General features: G+C 42.8%; 19 protein-coding genes. 14 read left to right on the top strand and 5 right to left on the bottom strand.

Going from position 1 to position 21,990, the window contains the following annotated elements; genetic code table 11:
* Positions 1-74: 74 nt before the first annotated feature.
* Entirely contained in the window at positions 75-2,705 is a 2,631-nt protein-coding gene (locus tag G564_RS0115190; protein ID WP_029038410.1) for a valine--tRNA ligase, read from the bottom strand.
* 140 nt (positions 2,706-2,845) lie between these two features.
* Here G564_RS0115190 and G564_RS0115185 point away from each other — a divergent pair, with 140 nt between their 5' ends.
* Positions 2,846-3,226, top strand: coding sequence for a DUF1573 domain-containing protein (locus G564_RS0115185; protein ID WP_029038409.1), 381 nt, complete (start codon positions 2,846-2,848; stop codon positions 3,224-3,226).
* Between the two features lie 49 nt (positions 3,227-3,275).
* Here the strand turns inward: G564_RS0115185 and G564_RS0115180 are convergent, their stop codons facing one another.
* Positions 3,276-4,598 (bottom strand): aspartyl protease family protein, encoded by a 1,323-nt coding sequence (locus tag G564_RS0115180; protein ID WP_029038408.1) that lies wholly within the window; start codon positions 4,596-4,598, stop codon positions 3,276-3,278.
* A gap of 87 nt (positions 4,599-4,685) precedes the next feature.
* On the opposite strand from G564_RS0115180, the gene G564_RS0115175 reads away from it, so the two are divergent.
* Together G564_RS0115175 and murB are read left to right on the top strand one after the other, a co-directional pair.
* Positions 4,686-5,876: a pyridoxal phosphate-dependent aminotransferase gene (locus G564_RS0115175; RefSeq protein WP_029038407.1), complete on the top strand. Its 1,191-nt coding sequence runs from the start codon at positions 4,686-4,688 to the stop codon at positions 5,874-5,876.
* A complete protein-coding gene (murB, locus tag G564_RS0115170) occupies positions 5,876-6,889 on the top strand; it encodes a UDP-N-acetylmuramate dehydrogenase (protein ID WP_029038406.1) in 1,014 nt (337 codons plus the stop codon). Before G564_RS0115175 ends, murB begins: the two co-directional genes overlap by 1 nt.
* A 62-nt stretch (positions 6,890-6,951) precedes the next feature.
* On the opposite strand, the gene G564_RS0115165 is transcribed toward murB, so the two are convergent.
* Positions 6,952-7,572 carry a fasciclin domain-containing protein gene (locus G564_RS0115165; protein ID WP_029038405.1) on the bottom strand — a complete coding sequence of 207 codons (621 nt, stop codon included), beginning with the start codon at positions 7,570-7,572 and terminating at the stop codon, positions 6,952-6,954.
* Between the two features lie 144 nt (positions 7,573-7,716).
* Positions 7,717-8,325: a fasciclin domain-containing protein gene (locus G564_RS0115160; RefSeq protein WP_029038404.1), complete on the bottom strand. Its 609-nt coding sequence runs from the start codon at positions 8,323-8,325 to the stop codon at positions 7,717-7,719.
* 165 nt (positions 8,326-8,490) lie between these two features.
* On the opposite strand from G564_RS0115160, the gene G564_RS0115155 reads away from it, so the two are divergent.
* The 6 genes from G564_RS0115155 to G564_RS0115130 all read left to right on the top strand — a co-directional run bounded on the left by G564_RS0115155 (position 8,491) and on the right by G564_RS0115130 (position 14,944).
* Positions 8,491-8,697, top strand: coding sequence for a hypothetical protein (locus tag G564_RS0115155; RefSeq protein WP_029038403.1), 207 nt, complete (start codon positions 8,491-8,493; stop codon positions 8,695-8,697).
* A 14-nt stretch (positions 8,698-8,711) separates the two neighbouring features.
* Positions 8,712-9,812, top strand: coding sequence for a glycosyltransferase (locus G564_RS0115150; RefSeq protein WP_029038402.1), 1,101 nt, complete (start codon positions 8,712-8,714; stop codon positions 9,810-9,812).
* Complete coding sequence (locus G564_RS0115145) at positions 9,803-10,372, top strand: RNA polymerase sigma factor (RefSeq protein WP_029038401.1); 570 nt, start codon at positions 9,803-9,805, stop codon at positions 10,370-10,372. Before G564_RS0115150 ends, G564_RS0115145 begins: the two co-directional genes overlap by 10 nt.
* Before the next feature lie 412 nt (positions 10,373-10,784).
* A complete protein-coding gene (lipA, locus tag G564_RS0115140; RefSeq protein WP_029038400.1) occupies positions 10,785-11,654 on the top strand; it encodes a lipoyl synthase in 870 nt (289 codons plus the stop codon).
* Positions 11,654-12,688 carry a type I glyceraldehyde-3-phosphate dehydrogenase gene (gap, locus tag G564_RS0115135; RefSeq protein WP_037374117.1) on the top strand — a complete coding sequence of 345 codons (1,035 nt, stop codon included), beginning with the start codon at positions 11,654-11,656 and terminating at the stop codon, positions 12,686-12,688. The genes lipA and gap overlap by 1 nt, the downstream gene beginning before the upstream one ends.
* Positions 12,689-12,718: 30 nt before the next feature.
* The gene (locus tag G564_RS0115130) at positions 12,719-14,944 is read left to right on the top strand and encodes a response regulator (protein ID WP_029038398.1); all 2,226 of its coding nucleotides are present in this window, start codon (positions 12,719-12,721) and stop codon (positions 14,942-14,944) included.
* A 92-nt stretch (positions 14,945-15,036) separates the two neighbouring features.
* Here G564_RS0115130 and lpxK read toward each other — a convergent pair whose 3' ends face one another.
* Entirely contained in the window at positions 15,037-16,047 is a 1,011-nt protein-coding gene (gene lpxK / locus G564_RS0115125; RefSeq protein WP_029038397.1) for a tetraacyldisaccharide 4'-kinase, read from the bottom strand.
* A 215-nt stretch (positions 16,048-16,262) separates the two neighbouring features.
* Here lpxK and G564_RS0115120 point away from each other — a divergent pair, with 215 nt between their 5' ends.
* The 5 genes from G564_RS0115120 (at position 16,263) to G564_RS0115100 (ending at position 21,155) form a co-directional block, all read left to right on the top strand.
* Positions 16,263-17,357, top strand: a complete 1,095-nt coding sequence (locus G564_RS0115120; RefSeq protein WP_029038396.1) for a Nif3-like dinuclear metal center hexameric protein — start codon at positions 16,263-16,265, stop codon at positions 17,355-17,357.
* Between the two features lie 2 nt (positions 17,358-17,359).
* Positions 17,360-18,139 (top strand): zinc ribbon domain-containing protein, encoded by a 780-nt coding sequence (locus G564_RS0115115; protein WP_029038395.1) that lies wholly within the window; start codon positions 17,360-17,362, stop codon positions 18,137-18,139.
* 218 nt (positions 18,140-18,357) lie between these two features.
* Positions 18,358-18,933 carry a hypothetical protein gene (locus tag G564_RS0115110; protein ID WP_029038394.1) on the top strand — a complete coding sequence of 192 codons (576 nt, stop codon included), beginning with the start codon at positions 18,358-18,360 and terminating at the stop codon, positions 18,931-18,933.
* Positions 18,934-18,937: 4 nt separating this feature from the next.
* On the top strand, positions 18,938-19,600 hold the full coding sequence (msrA, locus tag G564_RS0115105) for a peptide-methionine (S)-S-oxide reductase MsrA (RefSeq protein WP_029038393.1): 663 nt from the start codon (positions 18,938-18,940) through the stop codon (positions 19,598-19,600).
* 58 nt (positions 19,601-19,658) lie between these two features.
* On the top strand, positions 19,659-21,155 hold the full coding sequence (locus tag G564_RS0115100; RefSeq protein WP_029038392.1) for a potassium/proton antiporter: 1,497 nt from the start codon (positions 19,659-19,661) through the stop codon (positions 21,153-21,155).
* Positions 21,156-21,990 lie beyond the last annotated feature (835 nt).

Raw genomic sequence — 21,990 nt, 5'->3', positions numbered from 1 at the left:
CGTTCCGAAAACTCTGTCGAGATGATAACGTCTTCCTGAAACCACCTTAAACTTTAAACTTTAAACCTTGAACCCTATGAAAGCGCTTTCAAACTTGCCAGTATAGCTTCTATCTTGGCCTCGGCATCCGCTTTTTTCTGCTGCTCTATTTCGACTACTTTGGCGGGAGCGCCGCTAACAAATCGTTCATTAGATAGCTTCTTTTCCACAGATTTTAAAAATCCGCGGGTGTAGTTCAGTTCCTCTTCGAGTTTAGCTTTTTCAGCTTCCACATCTACAGCACCGGCGACCGGGATGAAATAATCATTTGACTTCACCCTAAAGGAGAGAGCTCCCTGCACCTGTTGTGTAGTGTAAGACAAAGCAGAAAGGTTCCCCAGTTTTTCAATCACAGGATCAAAAGTTTCAGCAACATTTTCATTATTCAGCACCTGTAGTTCGATCTGATCTTTATAAGGAATATTCTTCTCCTTGCGAATGCTTCTTACCCCTGAAATAACCTCGGAAGCTACAGCGAATTCATCAATAATAACAGCATCAAAATCTTCCATTTTTGGCCAGGCAGCAATGATAAGAGCTTCATCTTCTTTTCGATCTTTCATCGATTGCCAGATCTCTTCAGAAACAAACGGCACAAATGGATGAAGGATCTTTAGATTCTTCTCCAGAATATTATTTACCGCCTCAAAAGTAGTCTGATCCATTGGCTGCCCGAATGCGGGCTTCACCATCTCGAGGAACCAGGAGCAGTAATCATCCCAGACCAGCTTGTAAGTAGCCATCAAAGCATCGCTGATGCGGTATTTTTTATAGTTGTCTTCGATCTCCCGAAGCGTCTTCTGGAATTTGGCCTCATACCATTCAATAGCTATTTTAGCAGATTGTGGCTGTTGAACTTCCTTTGAAACTTCCCAGGAATTCACCAGTTTGAAGGAATTCCAGATCTTATTTACAAAGGCTCCTCCCTGCTTACATAGATCCTCATCAAACATGAGGTCATTCCCTGCGGGAGAACTCAGCAGCATTCCCACTCTTACCCCATCGGCCCCGTAAGCGTCAATAAGACCCAGCGGATCGGGTGAATTTCCCAAGGATTTTGACATTTTTCGCCGCTGTTTATCTCTTACAATTCCGGTGAGATAAACGTTGTTAAATGGCTTTTGATCTCTGTATTCATATCCGGCAATGATCATACGTGCCACCCAGAAGAATAGAATTTCCGGAGCAGTTACAAGATCATTAGTGGGATAGTAATAATTTATTTCTTTATTATCGGGCTCCAGGATCCCGTTGAAGACACTTATTGGCCATAACCAGGAGGAGAACCAGGTATCAAGTGCATCTTTATCCTGCGTCAGGGAATCGGGAGTAAGATCGCTGTTCCCGGTCTTTTCTTTAGCTAATTGCAGCGCTTCCTCTTTACTTTCGGCAACCACATAATCTTCTTTACCCTCTCCGTAGTAATATGCGGGAATTTGCTGTCCCCATATTAACTGTCGGCTAATATTCCAGTCGCGAACATTTTCCATCCAGTGACGGTAAGTATTTATGAATTTCTCGGGAACCAGGTTCACTTCCTTTTCCAGAACTGCATCTAAAGCCGGTTGCGCCAGATCTTTCATTTTGAGGAACCACTGGTCGCTTAACTTCGGTTCGATAACGGCACCGGTACGTTCACTTGTACCAACTTTATTTAAATGACCTTCAGTCTTTACAAGGATCCCCTTCTCTTTTAGATCAGAAACCATTTTTTTCCTGGCTTCAAAGCGGTCCATGCCACGATACTGCATTCCGAAGGAATTTAAGGTAGCATCATCATTAAAGATATCGATCACCTCCAGGTTATGCTTATCTCCCAGCATCTTGTCATTCTCATCATGCGCCGGAGTAACCTTAAGACAGCCGGTACCAAATTCCATATCCACGTATTCATCCTCAATTATGGGAACTACGCGCTCACATAATGGAACGATGGCTTTTTTACCTTTCAAATGCGCAAATCGCTCATCATTCGGATTGATACAAATAGCGGTATCACCCAGAATGGTTTCGGGGCGGGTGGTTGCAATGGTGAGAGTATCTTCTGAGCCTTCGATCTTATATTCTAGATAATAAAGTTGACCCTGTCGCTCCTGGTAGATAACCTCTTCATCAGAAAGGGTGGTCTTGGCTTCAGGATCCCAGTTCACCATCCGGTAGCCGCGATAGATATGTCCTTTTTTATAAAGATCAACAAAGACTTTAATGACTGAAGCAGACATGTCATCGTCCATTGTAAACTTTGTACGTTCCCAGTCACAGGAAGCACCTAATTTTTTAAGCTGTTCGAGGATAATTCCACCATGTTTATGGGTCCATTCCCAGGCATGTTCCAGAAACTCCTCTCTTGAAAGGTCGTTTTTATCAATTCCTTCGGCCCTTAGTTTAGCAACAACTTTTGCCTCTGTCGCAATGGAAGCATGATCTGTACCCGGCACCCAACAGGCGTTGTAACCTTTAAGTCTCGCCCGGCGGATCAATACGTCCTGGATAGTATTGTTCAGCATATGTCCCATGTGCAGCACTCCGGTGACGTTTGGGGGCGGAATCACAATAGTATAGGGCTCTCTCTCGTCAACTTCGGAATGAAAATATCCATTTTTCATCCAGTAGTCATACCACTTACTTTCTACTTCCCTTGCTATGTATTTTGATGCTACAGACATACTTTGGTGCGGTTTTTGGAATATCTGGCAAAAGTAAATATAACTTCAGGATTATAAAAGGCGAACTAAAGGAATGCCATTTTATTTATCACTTTAAGCAGATAAATAGTATATTTACAATTCTGATTAAACCAAAAACTATGAAAAAATTAATTGCAATTGCCATCTTCGTTTTTGCAGGTTTTGCAGTACAGGCGCAGGAAACGGCCAAAATCGAATTTAAGTCAGAAGTAATTGACTATGGCGAAATACAAAAAGGAAGTGACGGAGTTCGTGTATTTGAATTCACCAACACAGGTAATGTTCCTCTTGTAATTACCGATGTAACTTCAAGTTGCGGATGTACAATTCCAGAAAAACCTGAAGGTCCTATAGCACCGGGAGAATCGGGAGAGATCAAAGTGAAATATGACACTAACAGGGTTGGTCCTATTAGAAAAACTGTTACAGTTTATTCTAATGCCGACGTCCCTGCAAAATCTATTAAAATTAAAGGTAAGGTTCTTGAAGCAGGAAGCTAATGCCTTTCAAAAATAGCATTTTTAGAGCCCCTCTTTTTCAGAGGGGTTTTTATTTTGTGGGATCCTGTAATCTGAATCGGAAGTTTAATTTTCTCCCGGACCTTTCTATTTCCATTTTTATCAATTTACCTTCTTCGGAAGTAAAAAGAGAGGTGAAATCTTCGATTCCCATTTTATAGGCATTTTTTCGGTTTACTTTTACAACCTCGTCCCCTACCTGAAGCCCTGCCCTCTCTGCAGGAGAACCTTCCCGGATCCGGGCAATCCTGAAAGCAGGTTTCAGCTGAAACTTTTTGTAAAATGATGGTTCCATTACCAGCAGGTTGTCCTCCTGGCTTCCGGGAATGATGGGCTCTATAGACTTTTCATAGGTTTCTACCATTACGAACCCACCGTGTTCCAGGATAATTCCACTCATATCATAATTATAGGCTTCTGCAAACCATTTATTTTTCCGCAGGTGAAGCTCCTTGTTTCCGTAGTCGAAGATCACATGGAACCTTCTTAAGATTTCGCTTCCCAGGCTCCCTTTTCTCAGCTCGTATGTTTGCAGGCCTTCAACCGAAAGACTGTCCGGAAAAGAAGCGGTGACATTCTGCATTGAAAACTCGCCAATTTCCAGGGTCTCAACTTTGCTCCTCTGTCCGGTAACATCGCCTAAAAGCCCCAGTCCCAGATAATCCTGAAATGACTTTTGGGGCACCTTTATATCTTTATCATCGGGAAAAAGCCATAGTGCATCGCTAAGCCCATTATCGATCAATAAAGTTGCATCGGTTTTTTTATCGTCTATGGTCACAACAGTTTTGAGGTAGGGTTTATCCTTAAAAAAATCCAGGGGAACTGTTTTATATCTTTTGAGATTTTTATTGAACTGAAGCCGGTCGTGCAATCGAAGAAATTTCCGGGGATAATTTATTTCAACAATAAAATCTTTGAAGAAGTCATAACCAATGATGCCGTGAACAGGAACTCCGAGCCGCGGAGAAAAATTTATTTTTTCGTCATAGATAACGTAGACAGTAAGAGCAGGATGCTTGATATTTCCGATTTTGAACTCATTCCCGCGGGACCTGAAAGCATCTATAAGTTCCTCTCCTCCCAATCCCCGGAGGTGGATCCTTTCCGCCGCATTCAATTCAAGAGTATCCTTCTCATCAAGATTTAGAAGCACAGTGGTTTTTACACCGGTATCTACCAAAAAGGTCAGTTTCATTCCATTGAGCTCAACCGGCACAATAATCAGATTATTTACCAGTTCAAATTTAATTTTAGTGTTTTTCCGCCCATTTTTGATCATGAAGTTCTCCTGACCAAAGCAGACGCCAATACATCCGAACAGGAGCAATATCAGTAGATTTCGTTTGACCATGGCCCGGAAATGAAGAGAGTATAAAAAGTACAAAAAATATCATTGTGACATTAAAATTTTGCAACTTTGTAAGCCAAAAATTTAGACATGCCAAACATTTCACGGAAAGGGCAGGCAATGCCCGAATCACCTATAAGAAAGTTAGTTCCTTATGCCGAAGCAGCTATTAAAAAGGGACGTGTAATTTACCAGCTCAATATTGGCCAGCCCGATATTAAAACTCCGGCGAAAGCACTTGCTGCGGTTAAGAATAACGATATTGAGGTGCTTTCTTATAGCCACTCTGCCGGTTTTGAAAGCTATCGCACCAAACTCGCGGCATATTATCAAAAACACGATATCAATATATCTGCTAACGAACTTATTATTACCACCGGCGGATCTGAAGCTTTGCTTTTTACAATGGGAAGTATATGTGATGCAGGAGATGAGGTGATCATTCCGGAACCATTTTACGCTAACTATAATGGTTTTGCAACAGCCTCGGGTGTAACTGTGGTGCCTGTGAAATCAAAGATCGAAGACAGTTTTGCACTGCCTCCAATCTCTGAATTTGAGAAACTCATTACCTCCAAAACAAAGGCAATTTTAATTTGTAATCCGGGAAATCCAACAGGATATCTTTACACTAAAGAAGAGATCGAACAGCTGGCTGAGGTAGTGAAGAAGCACGACCTTTTCCTGGTTGCCGACGAAGTTTACCGAGAATTTGCTTATGATGGAGCCAGACATTATTCTGTAATGAGCGTTCCCGGATTGGAGCAGCATGCAATTATGATCGATTCTGTCTCCAAAAGGTACAGTATGTGTGGTGCACGAATTGGCTGTGTGGTTTCAAAAAATAAGGAATTCATGGCTACGGCTATGAAATTTGCCCAGGCGAGGCTGAGTCCGCCGACCTTTGCTCAGATAGCAAGCGAGGCCGCCCTGGAAACCGAGCAGGAGTATTTTGATGAAGTAATTGAGGAGTATACATCCAGAAGGAATACTCTGGTACAGGGACTTGAGAAAATAGAAGGCGTTAGAGTAGCTAATCCCAAGGGAGCTTTTTATTGTATTGCAGAACTGCCTGTCAAGGATGCCGAAGATTTTGCGAAGTGGCTACTGGATAGTTTTGAACTAAATAACGAAACTGTAATGGTAGCTCCGGCTGCCGGATTCTATTCCACACCCAACACAGGTCTTAACCAGGTAAGAATAGCCTATGTTCTAAAAAAAGAAGATCTTTTAAGAGCAATAGAGATATTAGAGGCAGCTTTAAAGCAGTATAAAGGCTAATGAAAGTTCTGCAGCATATTTCTTTAAAACCTTATAATACCTTCGGCATTGATGTTACGGCCCGGCAGCTGGTAGAAGTGACCTCTGTAGAGGATTTAAAAGAGGTACTGCAAAAATCCTATGCTTCAGAGTTGTTCATCCTGGGTGGCGGCAGTAATATGCTACTTACCAAAGATGTGGAGCAAACGATATTACACATCAATTTAAGAGGGAAGCAGATCATTGAGGAAAATCAGGATGAAGTTGTAGTGGAGGCAATGGCCGGTGAAAACTGGCATGAATTCGTAATGTACTGTATTGAACGGGACTTTGGCGGAATTGAAAATCTTTCCCTGATCCCCGGAAATGTTGGTACCGCTCCTATTCAGAATATAGGGGCTTACGGAGTGGAAATAAAAGATACTTTTGAATCCTGTACTGCACTTGATGTTCAGACATTAGAACTTAGAACTTTTAACCGGGAAGATTGCCGCTTTGGATACCGGGATTCCATCTTTAAAAATGAGGCAAAGGGCAGATACATAATTCTGAGCGTTAGATTCAGGCTCACAAAAAGGGATCATAAGCTCAACACCTCCTACGGGTCAATAGATCTTTTCCTGGAGGAAAAAGGAATCAAGGATCCGGGGATCAAAGACATTTCTGAGGCCGTGATCAGTATCAGGCAGTCCAAATTACCCAATCCAAAGGAATTGGGAAACAGTGGCAGCTTTTTTAAGAACCCTGTGATCTCTACGGCTGAGCTTGCAGATCTTCAGAAACAATATCCCGAAATGCCTTTTTACGTACTGGATGAAGAGCGGGTGAAGATTCCTGCAGGATGGCTCATAGATCGCGCCGGACTAAAAGGATACCGTGAAGGAGACGCCGGAGTGCATGAAAAACAGGCGTTAGTGCTGGTGAACTATGGGAATGCCACAGGGCAGGAGATACTGGCACTCTCCCAAAAAATACAGGAGAGAGTTTCGGATATGTTCAATGTATCGATCACACCGGAAGTCAACATTTTTTAGACAAAAAAAGCTGCTCAAAAATGGCATTTTTGAGCAGCTTTTTTTAAAACTCTTTGAGCAATTTAACCTTCATTGGTAATGATTACCTCCCGACTTGTATCTCTGGGGAACAGGACTTTATCAATGATGTATACCATCCCGTTTTCGGCTTGTATAGAATCGGTCACCCGGGCAGAGATTCCCGTGGCGCCGGTTAATACAAGAGAATTACCATCAAGAGTTAATTTAAGATCTTCGCCCTGCATGGTTTGCACTACAACAGTATCACGGGAATTTCTTATTTCCTCTCTCAGCTCTTCCAGATCCCTGGAAGTATTAAGAACATGATATGAGATTATTGCTTCAGAATCAATTTCAACCATAGGCTGCCCCTCTACTTGTCTCACTTCGCTATAAGCCAGGTTGGTTGGCGCAAAGACAAGCAGTTCACCCTCAACATTCTCAATCGAATCCTGGACATTCCAGGCATTCAATCCGGTAGCAAAAGTACTCAGCTCGGGATTGCTTTCTATGGCATTTACCACGTCATTGTTACCACGTGCATTTTCCAGTCTGTCCTCAAAATTCTCTCCCTGTACAGGTTCCATTGTCTCAGCTTCACGTTCTTTGTCTTTACAGGCAGTAAAGGCAATAAAAACCAAAGTGAGCATCATTATCAACTTATTCAATTTCATAATTTTCATATTTAAGTATTTGAAAACCAAATTATTAAAAAACTAAAGACAAGTCGAAAAAGAACTTATAATCCTTAGTTAAAAATCAGGTTTTGAAATGCCAACCCTTCTTAAAGAATTAACAGGCTACAGTTAGGCCTTCCCTTTCTCCCGCTATTTTTTAGCATGCAGAGTATTATCTATAATATGATAAACTCCAAAATGGTCTTCCATGTTTGAGGTAACAATAGTAGCCTGATTTCCCAGGACATCTGTAAGAATGATTTTATCTCCTTTTTCGGTTGCCCAAAGTTTTTCGCCAAGGGCGGTTCTGAATTCAAACCTGTTGTTATTGGAAGCATTAATTTTTTGGCGCAGGTAATCTAATGTCATTTCACCTTCAACCATATAATAGCGCAGGTCATCACCCTTAGAATTATCTGTTCCCAAACTGCTGTCCGGAGTCATCTCTTTAGCAGGAATCCTGTCGTATGCAGCGTTGGAAGGAGCGAAAATAGTATAAAGCCCTTCCTTACCTTCAAATTCTTCTTCGAGCCCCGATTTTTGCATTTCTTCCGTGAACCTGCTCAATTCTCCTTCCTCCCTCATGCGGGCAAGGATCCGGCTTCTTTCCATAGGGGCATCATCTTCCCGAAGCTCATCCTTTTTCTCTTCGGCAGGAATGATTTCCACGTTTTCAGAGGTATTTTTGTCCCGATCCTGGCAGGAGAAAAAACCTGCAGTAAGAAAAATTATTAAAATTCTTAAGGTCCTGGTTTTCATTTTTATTAATTTTATAGCGTTAACTGCAAGTTATCAGGTAATAATTCCACTACATATTCATCGGAATTAAATTTTAGTTAAAATGTAAACACACTCCTATAATAAACTCTTTCATTCCCTTCATAGACTGTACTTTATTGTTTATTTTTGCAGAAAATTTTGAGTATGGAACTAGTTTTAATTACCATAGTACTTTTAGCCCTTGCTTTTGCCGGGATCGCCATTAAGATCTGGGGAAAAAAAGATGGGAAGTTCAGCGGCACCTGTGCAAGTCAGAGTCCGTTTCTAAATAAAGAAGGGGAAGCCTGCAGTTACTGCGGAAAATTACCCGATGAAGCCAGGGATTGCGACGAACCTCAAACGGTAAAATAATTCCTGCCACATAAATGCTAACCATCCTAATAGCCTTTGTTCTCATTGGCCTTATCAACCTGTTATATTATCTGGGCTTCTTTAAGTTTGCTTTTGCCCGCACAATTCAAAATCCCACACAAAAAAACCTTCCGGTTTCAGTAATTATCTGTGCAAAAAATGAAGCAGAAAATCTCAGGAATTTTCTCCCGCTTATTTTAGCTCAGGATCATCCTAATTTCGAGGTGGTGGTGATCAATGATGCTTCTATAGATGAAACGCTGGAGGTAATGGAGGAATTTGAGATGATGGATAACAGGGTTAAGATCGTTAATGTGCAAAATAACGAGGCTTTCTGGGCTAATAAAAAATATGCTTTAACTCTCGGGATCAAAAAGGCAAAAAAGCCCTTTCTTTTATTTACTGATGCCGATTGCAGACCGGAGACAGACCAATGGCTTAAAGAAATGAGTGAGCATTTTGAGGACCAGAAGAGCATTGTTCTGGGCTATGGCGGATATTTGATCAACACCCGCTCCCTTTTAAATAAGCTCATACGGTTTGAAACTCTTTTTACGGCAATACAATATTTTTCCTATGCCAGCTGGGGAAAACCATATATGGGCGTAGGCCGGAATTTAGCTTACACCTCCGAAGAATTTTATGCGCAGAATGGTTTTGCCACACACCTGCACGTAAAGTCAGGCGACGATGATCTTTTTGTGAACCGGGCTGCAAATAAGTTCAATACAGCCCTGTGTATTTCTCCAAACGGGATCACCCGTAGTGTACCAAAGGAGGATCTTAAGTCCTGGTGGAGACAAAAGAGAAGACACGTTTCCATTGCCGGGCATTATCGCAAGGAACACCAGTTAATGCTCGGACTTTTTTACCTCTCTCAGCTCCTCTTCTGGTTGTTTTTCTTCGTTCTCTTATTCAGTTCTTTTTGGCAGGCAGCTTTAATATTTCTGGCTGTTCGATGGATCGTACAGGGAACAGTCTTTTACCAGTCAGGTAAAAAATTCGGGGAAACAGACCTTTTTTGGATATTTCCGTTCCTCGAACTGTTTTTAATTTGGGCGCAATTAGGTATCTTTATAGCTAACCTTATTTCAAAACCCACTCATTGGAAATAGAACCCAATCTACTTCAGCAGCAAATTGAAAAGGCGAAAAAAGGAAAACAGTCGGCATTCAATTATCTTTTGGACAGCTTCTGGAATGAAGTATACGGGTTTCAGCTAAAACGCACCCAGAACGAGTACGATGCCGAGGACATCACCATCCAGACCTTTTCCAGAGCATTCGATAAAATTGACACTTTTGACCCGAAATACACCTTCAAAACCTGGCTAATCACTATTTCCAAGAATATACATGTTGATCTCGTAAGGAAAAGAAAAGCTTCCATCCGCTCCCGTACTACAGACGAAGAGGATGACAGGGTACACCGGATACCCGATGATGCCCCCACTATTGAAGATACTCTGATCACAGAACAGAACCTGGCCCAGTTGTTACGGGACATCAAAAAACTAAAAGAACCTTACCAGGAAGTGATCACGCTCAGGTATTTTCAAGAAATGAGCTACAAAGAGATCGCGGCACACCTCCAGGAACCTATGAACAACGTGAAAGTGAAACTTTTGAGAGCTAAAAAACTTCTGGCAGAGGTAATTGAAAAGAGAAAATCTTAAGAGTTTTCGGGTTCAAGGTTCAAGGTTTCAGTTGCAGGTTTTTGACCTGAGTTGCGGGATGCGAGTTGCGGGTTGCGGGTTAACCTTTTTTACTCTGCGAAGATCTGCGGGATCAGCGGGAAATTTACTTTTAGAGGAGAGAGGCTCCAGGTTAAGGTTGCAGGTTCTTTAATATTGAAACTTCGAACTTCTAATTCCGACTTTTATTTTAACCTGAATCCGGGGACGCGATTTTATTAACCTTCTTAAAAGCCACTAAGAGCTAATAGCCAATAGCTAAAAGCTAACAGCTCCTGAAATCCACTGCCAACTCAAGACTGCGCACTGCCACTTTCTGATCACTGATCACTGAACACTGATCACTAATTTTTAACGTTGTTATTTCCCCTTCGGAATTGTACCTTTGCAGGCTATGGAAACACAGCAAATCCCTACACAAAGAACACCTAAACCCAAGTGGCTTCGGGTTAAACTGCCCACAGGAAAGAAATACACAGAATTACGGGGAGTGGTGGATAAATATAATCTGCATACGATCTGCACCTCCGGAAGCTGTCCCAACATGGGAGAATGCTGGGGAGAAGGTACTGCGACCTTTATGATCCTTGGGAACATCTGCACCCGTTCCTGCGGATTCTGCGGTGTAAAGACGGGAAGGCCCGAAACCGTAGATTGGGATGAGCCGGAAAAAGTGGCCCGTTCAATAAAACTAATGAAGATCAAACATGCGGTTATCACTAGTGTGGACCGTGACGATCTTAAGGATATGGGTTCTATTATCTGGGCTGAAACTGTGAAAGCCATTCGCCGGATGAATCCTGAAACCACGCTGGAAACTCTTATCCCCGACTTTCAAGGGGTAGAACGAAATATTAACCGCATCATAGAGGTAAATCCCGAAATTGTGTCACACAATATGGAGACGGTAAAAAGGCTGACGCGGGAAGTGAGAATTCAGGCGAAATACGAGCGTAGTTTGGAGGTGCTTAGATACCTGAAACAACAGGGGATCAAAAGAACAAAGTCCGGAGTGATGCTTGGGTTGGGAGAGAAAGAAGATGAAGTGATCCAAACATTAAAGGATCTTAGAGAAGTAGATCTGGATATTGTTACTATAGGCCAGTACTTACAGCCAACAAAGCAACATTTACCCGTGCATGAATTCATTACACCGGAGCAGTTTAAAAAATATGAGACAATAGGTCTTGAACTCGGCTTCAGGCATGTGGAAAGCGGGGCCCTGGTAAGATCATCTTATAAAGCTCAAAAACACCTCACCTAATGCGGGAAGAATATAATTCCGCAGCAAACAAGAAAAAGATCCGGATTGGGATCAATGGATTCGGCCGGATAGGCCGAAACCTTTTTAGGCTGCTGCTGGATCACCCACGGCTGGAAGTAGCAGCTATAAACGACATTGCACCTGCAGCCACGCTGGCGCATTTGCTCAAATACGATAGCATTCACGGAGTCTTAAGGAGAGAGATCATCTCACAGGGTAATGCGATAATCGTAGACGGCAGGCATTTTCCCGTTCTTAATGAACCCGATCCCTCAAAACTCGGGTGGACGAGCTATAATGTCGAAATAGTTGTAGAAAGTACGGGAAAATTTAAAACCCGGAAAGAGCTGCAACCGCATTTACAGCAGGGTGTCAAAAAGGTGATTTTAAGTGTCCCTCCCCAGGATGACTCCATAAAAATGGTAGTGTTTGGGGTGAATGAGGACATTCTTGACGGTACTGAGGATATTATCTCCAATGCCTCCTGCACTACTAATAATGCGGCGCCAATGCTGAAAGTAGTACATGAACTGGCCACAGTCAGGCAAGCCTACATCACCACTGTACATTCCTACACCACAGACCAAAGTCTGCATGACCAGCCCCACAAGGATCTGCGCAGAGCCCGGGCGGCGGGGCAGTCTATTGTTCCAACTACCACCGGTGCTGCCAAAGCACTTACCCGTATTTTTCCCGAACTGAGTGACGTCATAGGTGGATGCGGAATAAGAGTTCCCGTCCCAAACGGAAGCCTTACAGATATGACCCTTCATGTGGAACGTTCTACAAGTATTGAAGCCTTGAACTCGGCTTTTAAAGAAGCAGCGGCAGGTTCGCTGAAAAATATTCTTGAGTACACAGAAGATCCTATAGTTTCCATCGATATTATGGGCAATTGCCATTCCTGTATTTTTGATGCACAAATGACTTCTGTGGTAGGTGATAACCTGGTCAAAATTATTGGATGGTACGATAATGAAATAGGATATTCGAGCCGACTTATTGATTTAATTTCCCACGTATCAATTAAATAATTATATTTAGCCAAGTTATTTACGTCCCAAATGAAGAACTTTAGTCTTTTAATGGTGGCATTTCTCATATTTTCCTTTTCCCACGCCCAGGGGAAGAACCTACAGGAAACTGACGAAATCAATGCCACTATTGAACAGCTGTTGGAAGACGCAGAAGAGTCTATAAACAGTGTTCACTTTGATCAGGCCCTGCGCGAGCTTAATACTGCTCTCGAATTGGCCCGCACGATCAATCATCCGCGGCTTATAGCCCTTTCCAGCAGCATAATGGCACAATTATATTATGTTCGACACGAGCATGATAAGGCATCGACAGAGCTGCTACGCGCCATATCCATTCAGCGTGAAATTAATGACGAAGCCGGTCTTGCCTATAGCTATCTCAACTTCGGAAAGATCTTTACTGCAAAGAAGGTTTTTGAAAAAGCTACAGAATATTTTGATCTATCTGAAACCCTTTACAAGAAATTAGGAGATATTGAGGGACAGGGTACTGTGGACCTGAACCGTGGAATACTTTATCTGAATACCTCACAACGGCCTCTTGCTGCTTTAACCCTTTTTAACTCCGCCCAGGAAAAATTAAGAACCAGCACCAATGCTTACGAAGTAGGGCGGGTACATTTCTATAAGGCCAGGGCAAATCTCTCTGTCGGAAATCTGGACAGGGCTATGGCAGAAGCAGAAAAGAGCCTGGAAATCGCCCAAAGGAATGACTTTGGCGGAATGATACAGCACACCATCCTTATCCAGAGCCGCATTGAAGAAGAATCCGGAAATTATGCTGATGCTCTGGCTCTTCTCAGGACCAACAACCAGATGCGGGATTCCCTGTATAATCTGAACAAGGAAGCAATAGCATCTGATGCTGATGCGCGGTACGGTCTTGACGCCATGAAAAGCAATATCAATGAGTTGACAAAAAAACAGGCAGAGAATGAAAGGACGCTAAAAGTAAATAAACTTACTACTATTCTAAGTGTGGCGCTTATAACTATTCTTTCGCTGCTCACGTTATCCCTTTATAAGAACAACAATCTGCGTGCCCGCGCGAATGATCTTTTACAGAAAAAGAATTCTGAACTGGTCACTGCTAAAGAAAATGCCGAAAAGGCTTCTTTGGCAAAGGCGCAGTTCCTTTCTACCATCACACATGAACTGCGGACTCCTTTATATGCGGTAACGGGTCTCACCCACCTGCTGCTCGAGGAAAGCCCGACAGAAAACCAAAAAGAACATTTGAATTCCTTAAAATTCTCGGGAGAATATTTGTTGTCCCTTATCAATAACATCCTTGACCTCAACAAACTTGAAGCAAAAAAGGTTGAGATGCTGGAAAGCTCCTTTAATCTTAAGAAAAGGATCACAGACGTACTGGTTGCTTTAAAGAATTCGGCTGAAGACAAGAAAACAAAATTACACCTGGAATTCGATGCAGATATTCCGAGGAAACTGAAAGGAGACCCGTTAAAGATCTCCCAGATCCTTATCAATTTGATTGGTAATTCCATTAAATTCACTGAGAACGGAGATATCTGGGTAAGGGTAAAAAAATTAAATCAGACCGACGCCAGGGTATTACTCCGATTTGAAGTACAGGACAACGGAGAAGGGATAAGCAAGGAGAAACAAAAGGCCATTTTTGAGAACTTTACCCAGGGTTCCCTGCAAATCAACAGAAAATTCGGCGGTACCGGTCTTGGATTATCAATTGTTAAGAACCTTCTTAACCTTATGGAGAGTGAAATTCATCTTGAAAGTGAGTTGGGAGAAGGTTCCTTATTCTATTTTGAATTGAATTTTGAAGCTGTAGAACCCGCAGCTCCAAAAGAGGCAGGCAGCAATGATATACCGGAACCTCTTTCCAATGATATTATGCACAATAAGAAGATCCTTATTGTCGAAGATAATAAGATCAACCAGATGATCACCCGTAAGATCCTTGAAAAGAATCAGGTGATTTGTGATGTAGCCGATAATGGGACCATTGCTATATCTAAGGTGAAGAATAATGATTTCGACCTGATCCTAATGGATATTCATATGCCGGGAATCAGTGGGATCGAGGCCACCCGGGAAATCAGAAAGTTCAATGAAACCATCCCGATAATTGCCTTAACAGCTGTTACTTTGGAGGAAAGTCTTGATGAATTCTATTTGAATGGCTTTAATGATATCATCCCAAAGCCTTATAAAACCGAGGAATTCTTTCAGAAGATCAATAAATATTTAAGCAAAGAAAAGACGCCGGCATAGATTGGCACACCCTTTGATAATTTAATGGCTCAGGTTATTGTTAAAGATAGTTTGAATTAGCCAAAATACAAAAATGAGACCTCTCCACGGTCTCATTTTTTTTGCACATAATCTTTGATCTGTTCATCAAAACTCTCCCCTCTTTCAAGGAAATGGGTTTTTATTGGCAGGTAAAAGATCTTTTCGCGGGAGATCTCGTTCCTGAGTCGCATATAATCTTTTTCGGTAGTAATAATAAGCTCTTCGAACTGAAGCTCCTTCAACTCCTCTTCAGAAAAATTGTGGTGATCCCGATAAGCTTTATGACTGAATTTTAAGCCGAGAGATTCAAGGTATTCTACCAAAGGCTTCGGATTTGCAATACCTGTTACCAGAGTAAATTCAGTTTTCTTGAGCTCCTCGAGTTTAAGAGACCTGTTCCTCCCAAACACACTGTCACTATAACCTATTGTAGTAAAGAAAACTTCCTGATCCTTTTTGGGCTTCAATTTTTTGATGATGCCTTTCATTTCCGGGATACTCATATCAGCAGGACATTTGGTAACTACAATAACATCTGCCCTTTTTGCCCCCGATGCAGGCTCCCGGAGATTCCCGGCCGGTAGCACAAGATCATTCCTGTAAAGATGTGTGTATGAAGTCAACAGGATGTAGAAACCGGCCTCAACTTTTCTGTGTTGAAAAGCATCATCCAGTAAGACCACTTCCGGCGTCGGATTTTCCTGTAGTAATTGTTCAATTCCATTGATCCTGTCCTCATCAACAGCAACCAATGCAGATGGGAATTTCTGCTTGAACTGCAGGGGCTCATCTCCTGCTTCGGTCGCTGTTTCCTGTCCCGTAAGTAAAATAAATCCGCTGCTTTTTCTTCTGTAACCCCGGCTAAGCACAGCTACCCTATAATCATTTTTTAGCATGGAAACGAGATATTCCACCATGGGAGTTTTCCCTGTACCGCCCATGCTCAGGTTTCCTACAGCTATTACAGGAACATCAAATTTTCGGGAAGAAAGAATTCCGCGGTCATAGAGTTTATTCCGCAGCCGCATTACTCCGCCATAAAGGACAGAGAAAGGAAAAAGAAATTTTCGGGGTGTCAACATGATAGCGAAGGTAAATTTTTTGTTTGAAAGTTGAATGGGAATTTTTGATCCCGGAACGTAGAATTTTGCTCCATTTTCCACTTTTCCAGACGGTAGACAGGAGACGGTAGTCGGGAGACGGTAGGCAGGGAAAATTGTAAACTACCAACTACAGACTACAGACCACAGACTTCATCTAAATTTCTATCTTTGAATACTTCCAAAAAATTAATGATATGCTTATTCGTGACGTAATAAACGAATTGGAGTCTTTTGCACCCACAGCTTACGCAGAGGATTTTGACAATGTGGGCCTGCTTACGGGTTCTCCGGACGCAAAAGTAAAAGGGGTCCTGGTAACCTTAGACACTCTCGAAGCAGTCGTTGAAGAGGCTGTAGAGAATAACTGTAACTTAATCGTGAGTTTTCATCCCATTATATTTTCCGGCTTGAAAAGGCTCACCGGTAGTAATTATGTGGAGAGGACCGTTTTAAAAGCGATTAAGAACGACATAGCGATCTATGCCATTCACACCGCACTGGACAACAGCTTCAGGGGTGTGAATGATATGATCTGTGAACAACTGGGCTTGAAAAACAGAAAGATCCTTATTCCGCAGTCGGGCAGCATTAAAAAACTGATCACCTTTGTTCCCAAGAAAGATGCAGCAGGAGTCCGGGAGGCATTGTTCGCGGCCGGTGCAGGAAGTATTGGCAACTATGACCACTGCAGTTTTAACCTGGAAGGCAGCGGATCCTTCCGCGGAAACGAAGAAGCCAATCCCGTCATTGGGCAAAAAGGAGAGATACATTATGAGGCAGAAGTTCAGATTGGGATTACTTTTCCGAAGCATTTTGAAAGAGCAGTATTAAATGCCCTTTTTGAGAGTCATCCCTATGAAGAAGTAGCGTATGAGGTGATAACTCTTGAAAATAAGAATCAGCATATAGGAATGGGAATGATCGGAGAGCTGGAAGAAGAGGTTCCGGAAATGTCATTTTTGGAACAGGTTAAAACCATCTTCGGTACGGGTTGTATAAGACATTCAGAACTGCTGAAAAAACCCATTAAAAAAGTTGCTGTTCTGGGCGGCAGCGGAAGCTTTGCCATTGGAAATGCAGCAGCTGCGGGAGCAGATATTTATCTCACTGCCGATCTTAAGTATCACGACTTCTATAAAGCTGAGCAAAAACTGGTGTTGGCAGACATTGGACACTATGAAAGCGAGCAATACACAAAAAATCTCTTAGCCTCTTTTCTTAAGAAAAATTTTGCTAATTTTGCAGTCGTTTTATCAAACACAGATACCAATCCTATCAAGTATTTTTAAGTATGGCAAAAAAAACCGATGTTACTGTAGAAGAGAAGTTAAGAGCGTTGTACGATCTACAACTTATTGATTCCCGTGTGGACGAAATAAGGAATGTACGGGGTGAACTTCCTCTGGAAGTAGAAGATCTTGAAGATGAAGTAGCAGGCCTTACTACCCGAATGGAGAAAATGGAAGCCGATCTTGAAGTGATCGATCAGGATATCAACGCTAAAAAGATCCTTATAGAGGATGCAAAAGCCTTGATCAAAAAATATTCTGAGCAACAAAAGAATGTTCGCAATAACCGCGAATTTAACGCCCTTTCCAAGGAAGTGGAATTTCAGGAGCTGGAAATAGAACTTGCCGAAAAGCAGATTAGAGAATATCGTGCACAGATCGACCAGAAGAAAGAAGTGATCGAACAGACCCGTGAGCGTCTTGCCGAACGTCAAAAGCATCTTGACCACAAGAAAAGTGAACTTGATGAGATCCTTGCCGAAACTGAAAAAGAAGAGCAGGCTTTGATCAAGAAATCTGAAGAGTTCCAGGAGCAAATTGAAGAGCGTCTTGTAAATGCCTATAAGAGGATCCGCGGCAGCGTAAAGAACGGTCTTGCCGTTGTACCTGTTGAGAGAGGAGCTTCGGGAGGTTCTTTCTTTACCATTCCTCCACAGGTGATCATGGAGATCGCCGGCCGCAGAAAGATCATTACAGATGAGCACAGTGGTCGTATCCTTGTTGATGAGGAACTTGCAAAAGAAGAAAGAGAGAAAATGGGAGAATTATTTCAGAAATTCTAATTCATACCACATTGTTAAATATCAGGAACCCTTCGCGCAAGTGAGGGGTTTTTCTTTTTTAGAGACTAGATCTTAGAGTCTAGAGTCTAGACGAATAGAAATAAAAGTCTAGACTCTAGATTCCAGGCTCTAGGTTCGATTTTCAAACGACCTGATTAACATCTATTTCACAAAAAAGAAAGCAGGAAGGCTTACCTTTAAGGATTAAACCTACAAATATGAGAAAGCTGATCTTTTTATTGTTGTCGGTAGTGCTCGTTGGATGTAACGATCGGAAAAGTACGACAACGACTTCTTCCGATGTTAACGGGCAGGATACAATTTCTTCGGAAATGCCACCCCCGGGAAACATTCAGGAAGAAAGAGACGCAGTACAAACTGAAAGAGCAGAACCTGTGCAACCCGAGATTGCAGCCAACCTGGATGGTCGTTACCGGAAGATAGTGGATGGAAAAGCTGCGACCGACTGTAACTGTGACTGTATAGAGATCGATTTTGATAAACCTACCGAATGGTGTATTGATAAGGATAAACTGTACATCACCGCCCAAACCCGTAAATCCGGAGAAAATACTGCCGATTTATTTTTTATTTCTGCTTCTCGCGAGATTGAGCCGGACAGAGCCTTACCCTGGGACGATTTTGATAAAAACATCCCTATAGCGACATTAGTATTTACTCCCGACGGCGGCGTGGAACTCGACTGGCTGGGCTTTTCTACCAATGGAGAAGTTGCAACAGATTATGCGCTCTATGGAAAGAAAACGCTGGAAGGAACCTATAAAAAAGAATGAAAAAATGAAATTTTATCTGCTAATATCACTGTTTTTTAGCCTAACCGCCTGCGGAAATTCTTCTGAAAGTACTGTGACCCTACCCGAGATCGCTAATGCCGAACCTGTTGAAGTTCCGCCGCAGGACGGGCTAAAAAGAGCTTATTTCGCCAGTGGCTGCTTCTGGTGTGTGGAAGTTGTTTTTGAAAGTGTCATCGGAGTTAAAGAAGCTATTTCCGGATATGCTGGCGGCCATACAGAGAACCCTACATATGAAGAAAGTAATACCGGCCGTACAGGACATGCCGAAGCAGTTGAAGTCATTTATGATCCAGAGGTCATAGACTTCGCCACCTTAACCGATGTTTATTTTGGCTCCATGGATCCCACTCAGAAGAACGGACAGGGACCGGATCTCGGTTCCCAGTACCGCTCCATCATCTTTTATCAGAATGCAGAACAGAAGAAGATCATTGAAGAAAAAATAAAAGAATTGGCAGGCGATTATAAGAAGCCCATTTCGGTAGAGGTGCTTCCATTCCAGAAGTTTTGGAAGGCAGAAGATTACCATCAGGATTATAAAGAAAGGAATCCTAATGATCCATACATCCGAAATGTTTCAGTTCCCAGGTTTAACAGATTTAAAGAAAAGTTTCCTGAGCTGCTAAAAGAAAACAATTCGCAATAACCTCCCAAAAAGCGCAAAAAATACTTTCTTTGCAACCTGAAAACCGGCGCTGAGACCCATGGATATTACTACAGAGAATGTATTGCTTATTGGCTCCCTTTTACTTCTCATAAGTATCCTTGCCGGGAAAACTTCCTATAAATTCGGTGTACCTACGCTTATCTTATTCTTAACGGTGGGAATGCTAGCCGGTTCTGAGGGACTTGGAAGGATCGAATTTGACGATCCCCAGCTCGCGCAATTCATAGGAATTGTGTCCCTTAATTTCATCTTATTTTCGGGGGGACTGGATACCAACTGGCGCAGCATAAAACCCATTTTGTGGCACGGGATCTCCCTTTCCACACTTGGCGTCCTTTTCACTGCCCTTTCCCTAGGCACCTTCGTTTGGGCTATTACAGATTTTACCATTTATGAGGGATTGTTACTGGGTGCAATCGTGTCTTCTACAGATGCCGCTGCAGTATTTTCCATTCTCCGGGCAAAGAGTATGGCGCTGAAAGCAAACCTTAGACCCACCCTCGAGCTGGAAAGCGGTAGTAATGATCCCATGGCTTATTTCCTGACCATCGCCTTTCTTGGGCTGGTAGTAAACCAGGACCAGAGCCTGCTTTCCATTGTTCCGCTGTTTTTACAACAGATCCTTATCGGTGCAGCTCTCGGATTTCTCTTCGGAAAAGTGAGCAAAATGATCATTAATCGTATCACCCTGGATTTCGAGGGACTTTACCCGGTACTCGCAATCGCTTTGATGTTCCTGGTTTTTTCTGCTACAGACAGCCTTGGCGGAAATGGATTTCTGGCTGTTTATCTCGCCGGTGTCTACCTCGGAAATCAGGATCTAATCCACAAGCGAACAATAATGCGATTTTTTGACGGGGTAGCCTGGCTGATGCAGATCGTTCTCTTCCTTACCCTGGGGCTGCTGGTATATCCGAGTGACATTGTCCCTTACGTTGGCCTCGGAATTTTAATTTCAGGTTTCCTGATCCTTATAGCCAGACCGATTGGAGTTTTTCTCAGCCTTTCTTTTTTTAAAATGAAGATGCGCCGCCGCTGGTACATCTCATGGGTCGGTCTGCGGGGCGCTGTGCCAATTGTATTTGCAACTTATCCTCTCCTTGCCGGAATAGAGAAGGCTCACATGATCTTTAATATAGTTTTCTTTGTATCGCTAACCTCAGTCCTTATTCAGGGAACAACCTTATCGACAGTAGCGAAATGGCTGCATGTAGCCCTCCCAAAAAAGGCAAAAAAGGTCTCCCCTGTAGACGCTTTTCTCTCTGAAGGCACCAAATCTCTTATCAGGGAAATCACCATTCCGCCTGATAATTTTTCGGTCGGAAAAAGAATTGTGGATCTGCATTTCCCACGTACGGCCATTATTGCAATGATCTCCAGAAACGGAAAATTCCTCACTCCCAACGGAGCTACAGAAATTCAGGAGGAGGACACACTAATAGTTCTCCTGGAGAACCAGCAAAATGTGGAAAGAGTCTACCATAGCCTGCATCTCGCTTATGATCCTGATACGGTGGAAGAGGAGAATATTTAGTGTTCAGTGATCAGTGATCAGTGGGCAGTGGGCAGAAAAATCCCTTCTACCCCCAACCCCCTGAAGGGGGCTATATGTCATTCCGACGGCAGGAGGAATCTCTGAATTAGTGGTCAGTGGTCAGTGGTCAGTGATCAGGAAGTAAGCAGTGCGCAGTGGTTAGTAAACAGAAATACTGTTCCCTAAAAAAAACACAAAAAAGCGACTTTGTCATTCCGACGCAGGAGGAATCCCATCTCATAAGGAATAATGTTTAAGGTTTAAGGAATACCAGGATTCGGACCACTCACCAGATGCGACCCTTCTTGCGTCAGGGTGACAAAACGGGACAATTGTCATTCCGACGCAGGAGGAATCTCTGAAAATAGTGGTCAGTGGGCGGTGGGCAGTGGTCAGGAAGTGAAGTGGGCAGTGCGCAGTACCTCCCCCGCTGAACAGTGGGACTACCCTGCAGTATGACTTCAGGTAACTTTTTTTGATTTAGATTTTCAGAAGTGGGACAGCATATTTAAGCCCCAGCGGGGCGCAATATTAAGAGCCCGGGGTTTTAACCCCGGGTTTAAAGAACCACCTGACAAGAGCCCTGTAGGGGCGAAACATATCCATCAGATTATTTGTTTAGTCATATGATAGTGATACCACCTTCTACCCCCAACCCCCTGAAGGGGGCTATATGTAAAGATCCTTCGCTCCGCAAAAGCTCCGCTCTGGATGACATTGGGCCAGAAGTTGGCAGTAAGCAGTGGTTAGTAGGCAGTACTGTTCCTTTTACCCCCAACCCCCTGAAGGGGGCTATATGTAGAGATCCTTCGCTCCGCAAAAGCTCCGCTCTGGA

Source organism: Salinimicrobium xinjiangense DSM 19287, assembly GCF_000423585.1.
GTDB classification, from domain to species: domain Bacteria; phylum Bacteroidota; class Bacteroidia; order Flavobacteriales; family Flavobacteriaceae; genus Salinimicrobium; species Salinimicrobium xinjiangense.
The sequence above is the reverse complement of the archived record's forward strand: the minus strand, read 5'-3'. Positions and strand labels throughout refer to the sequence as shown.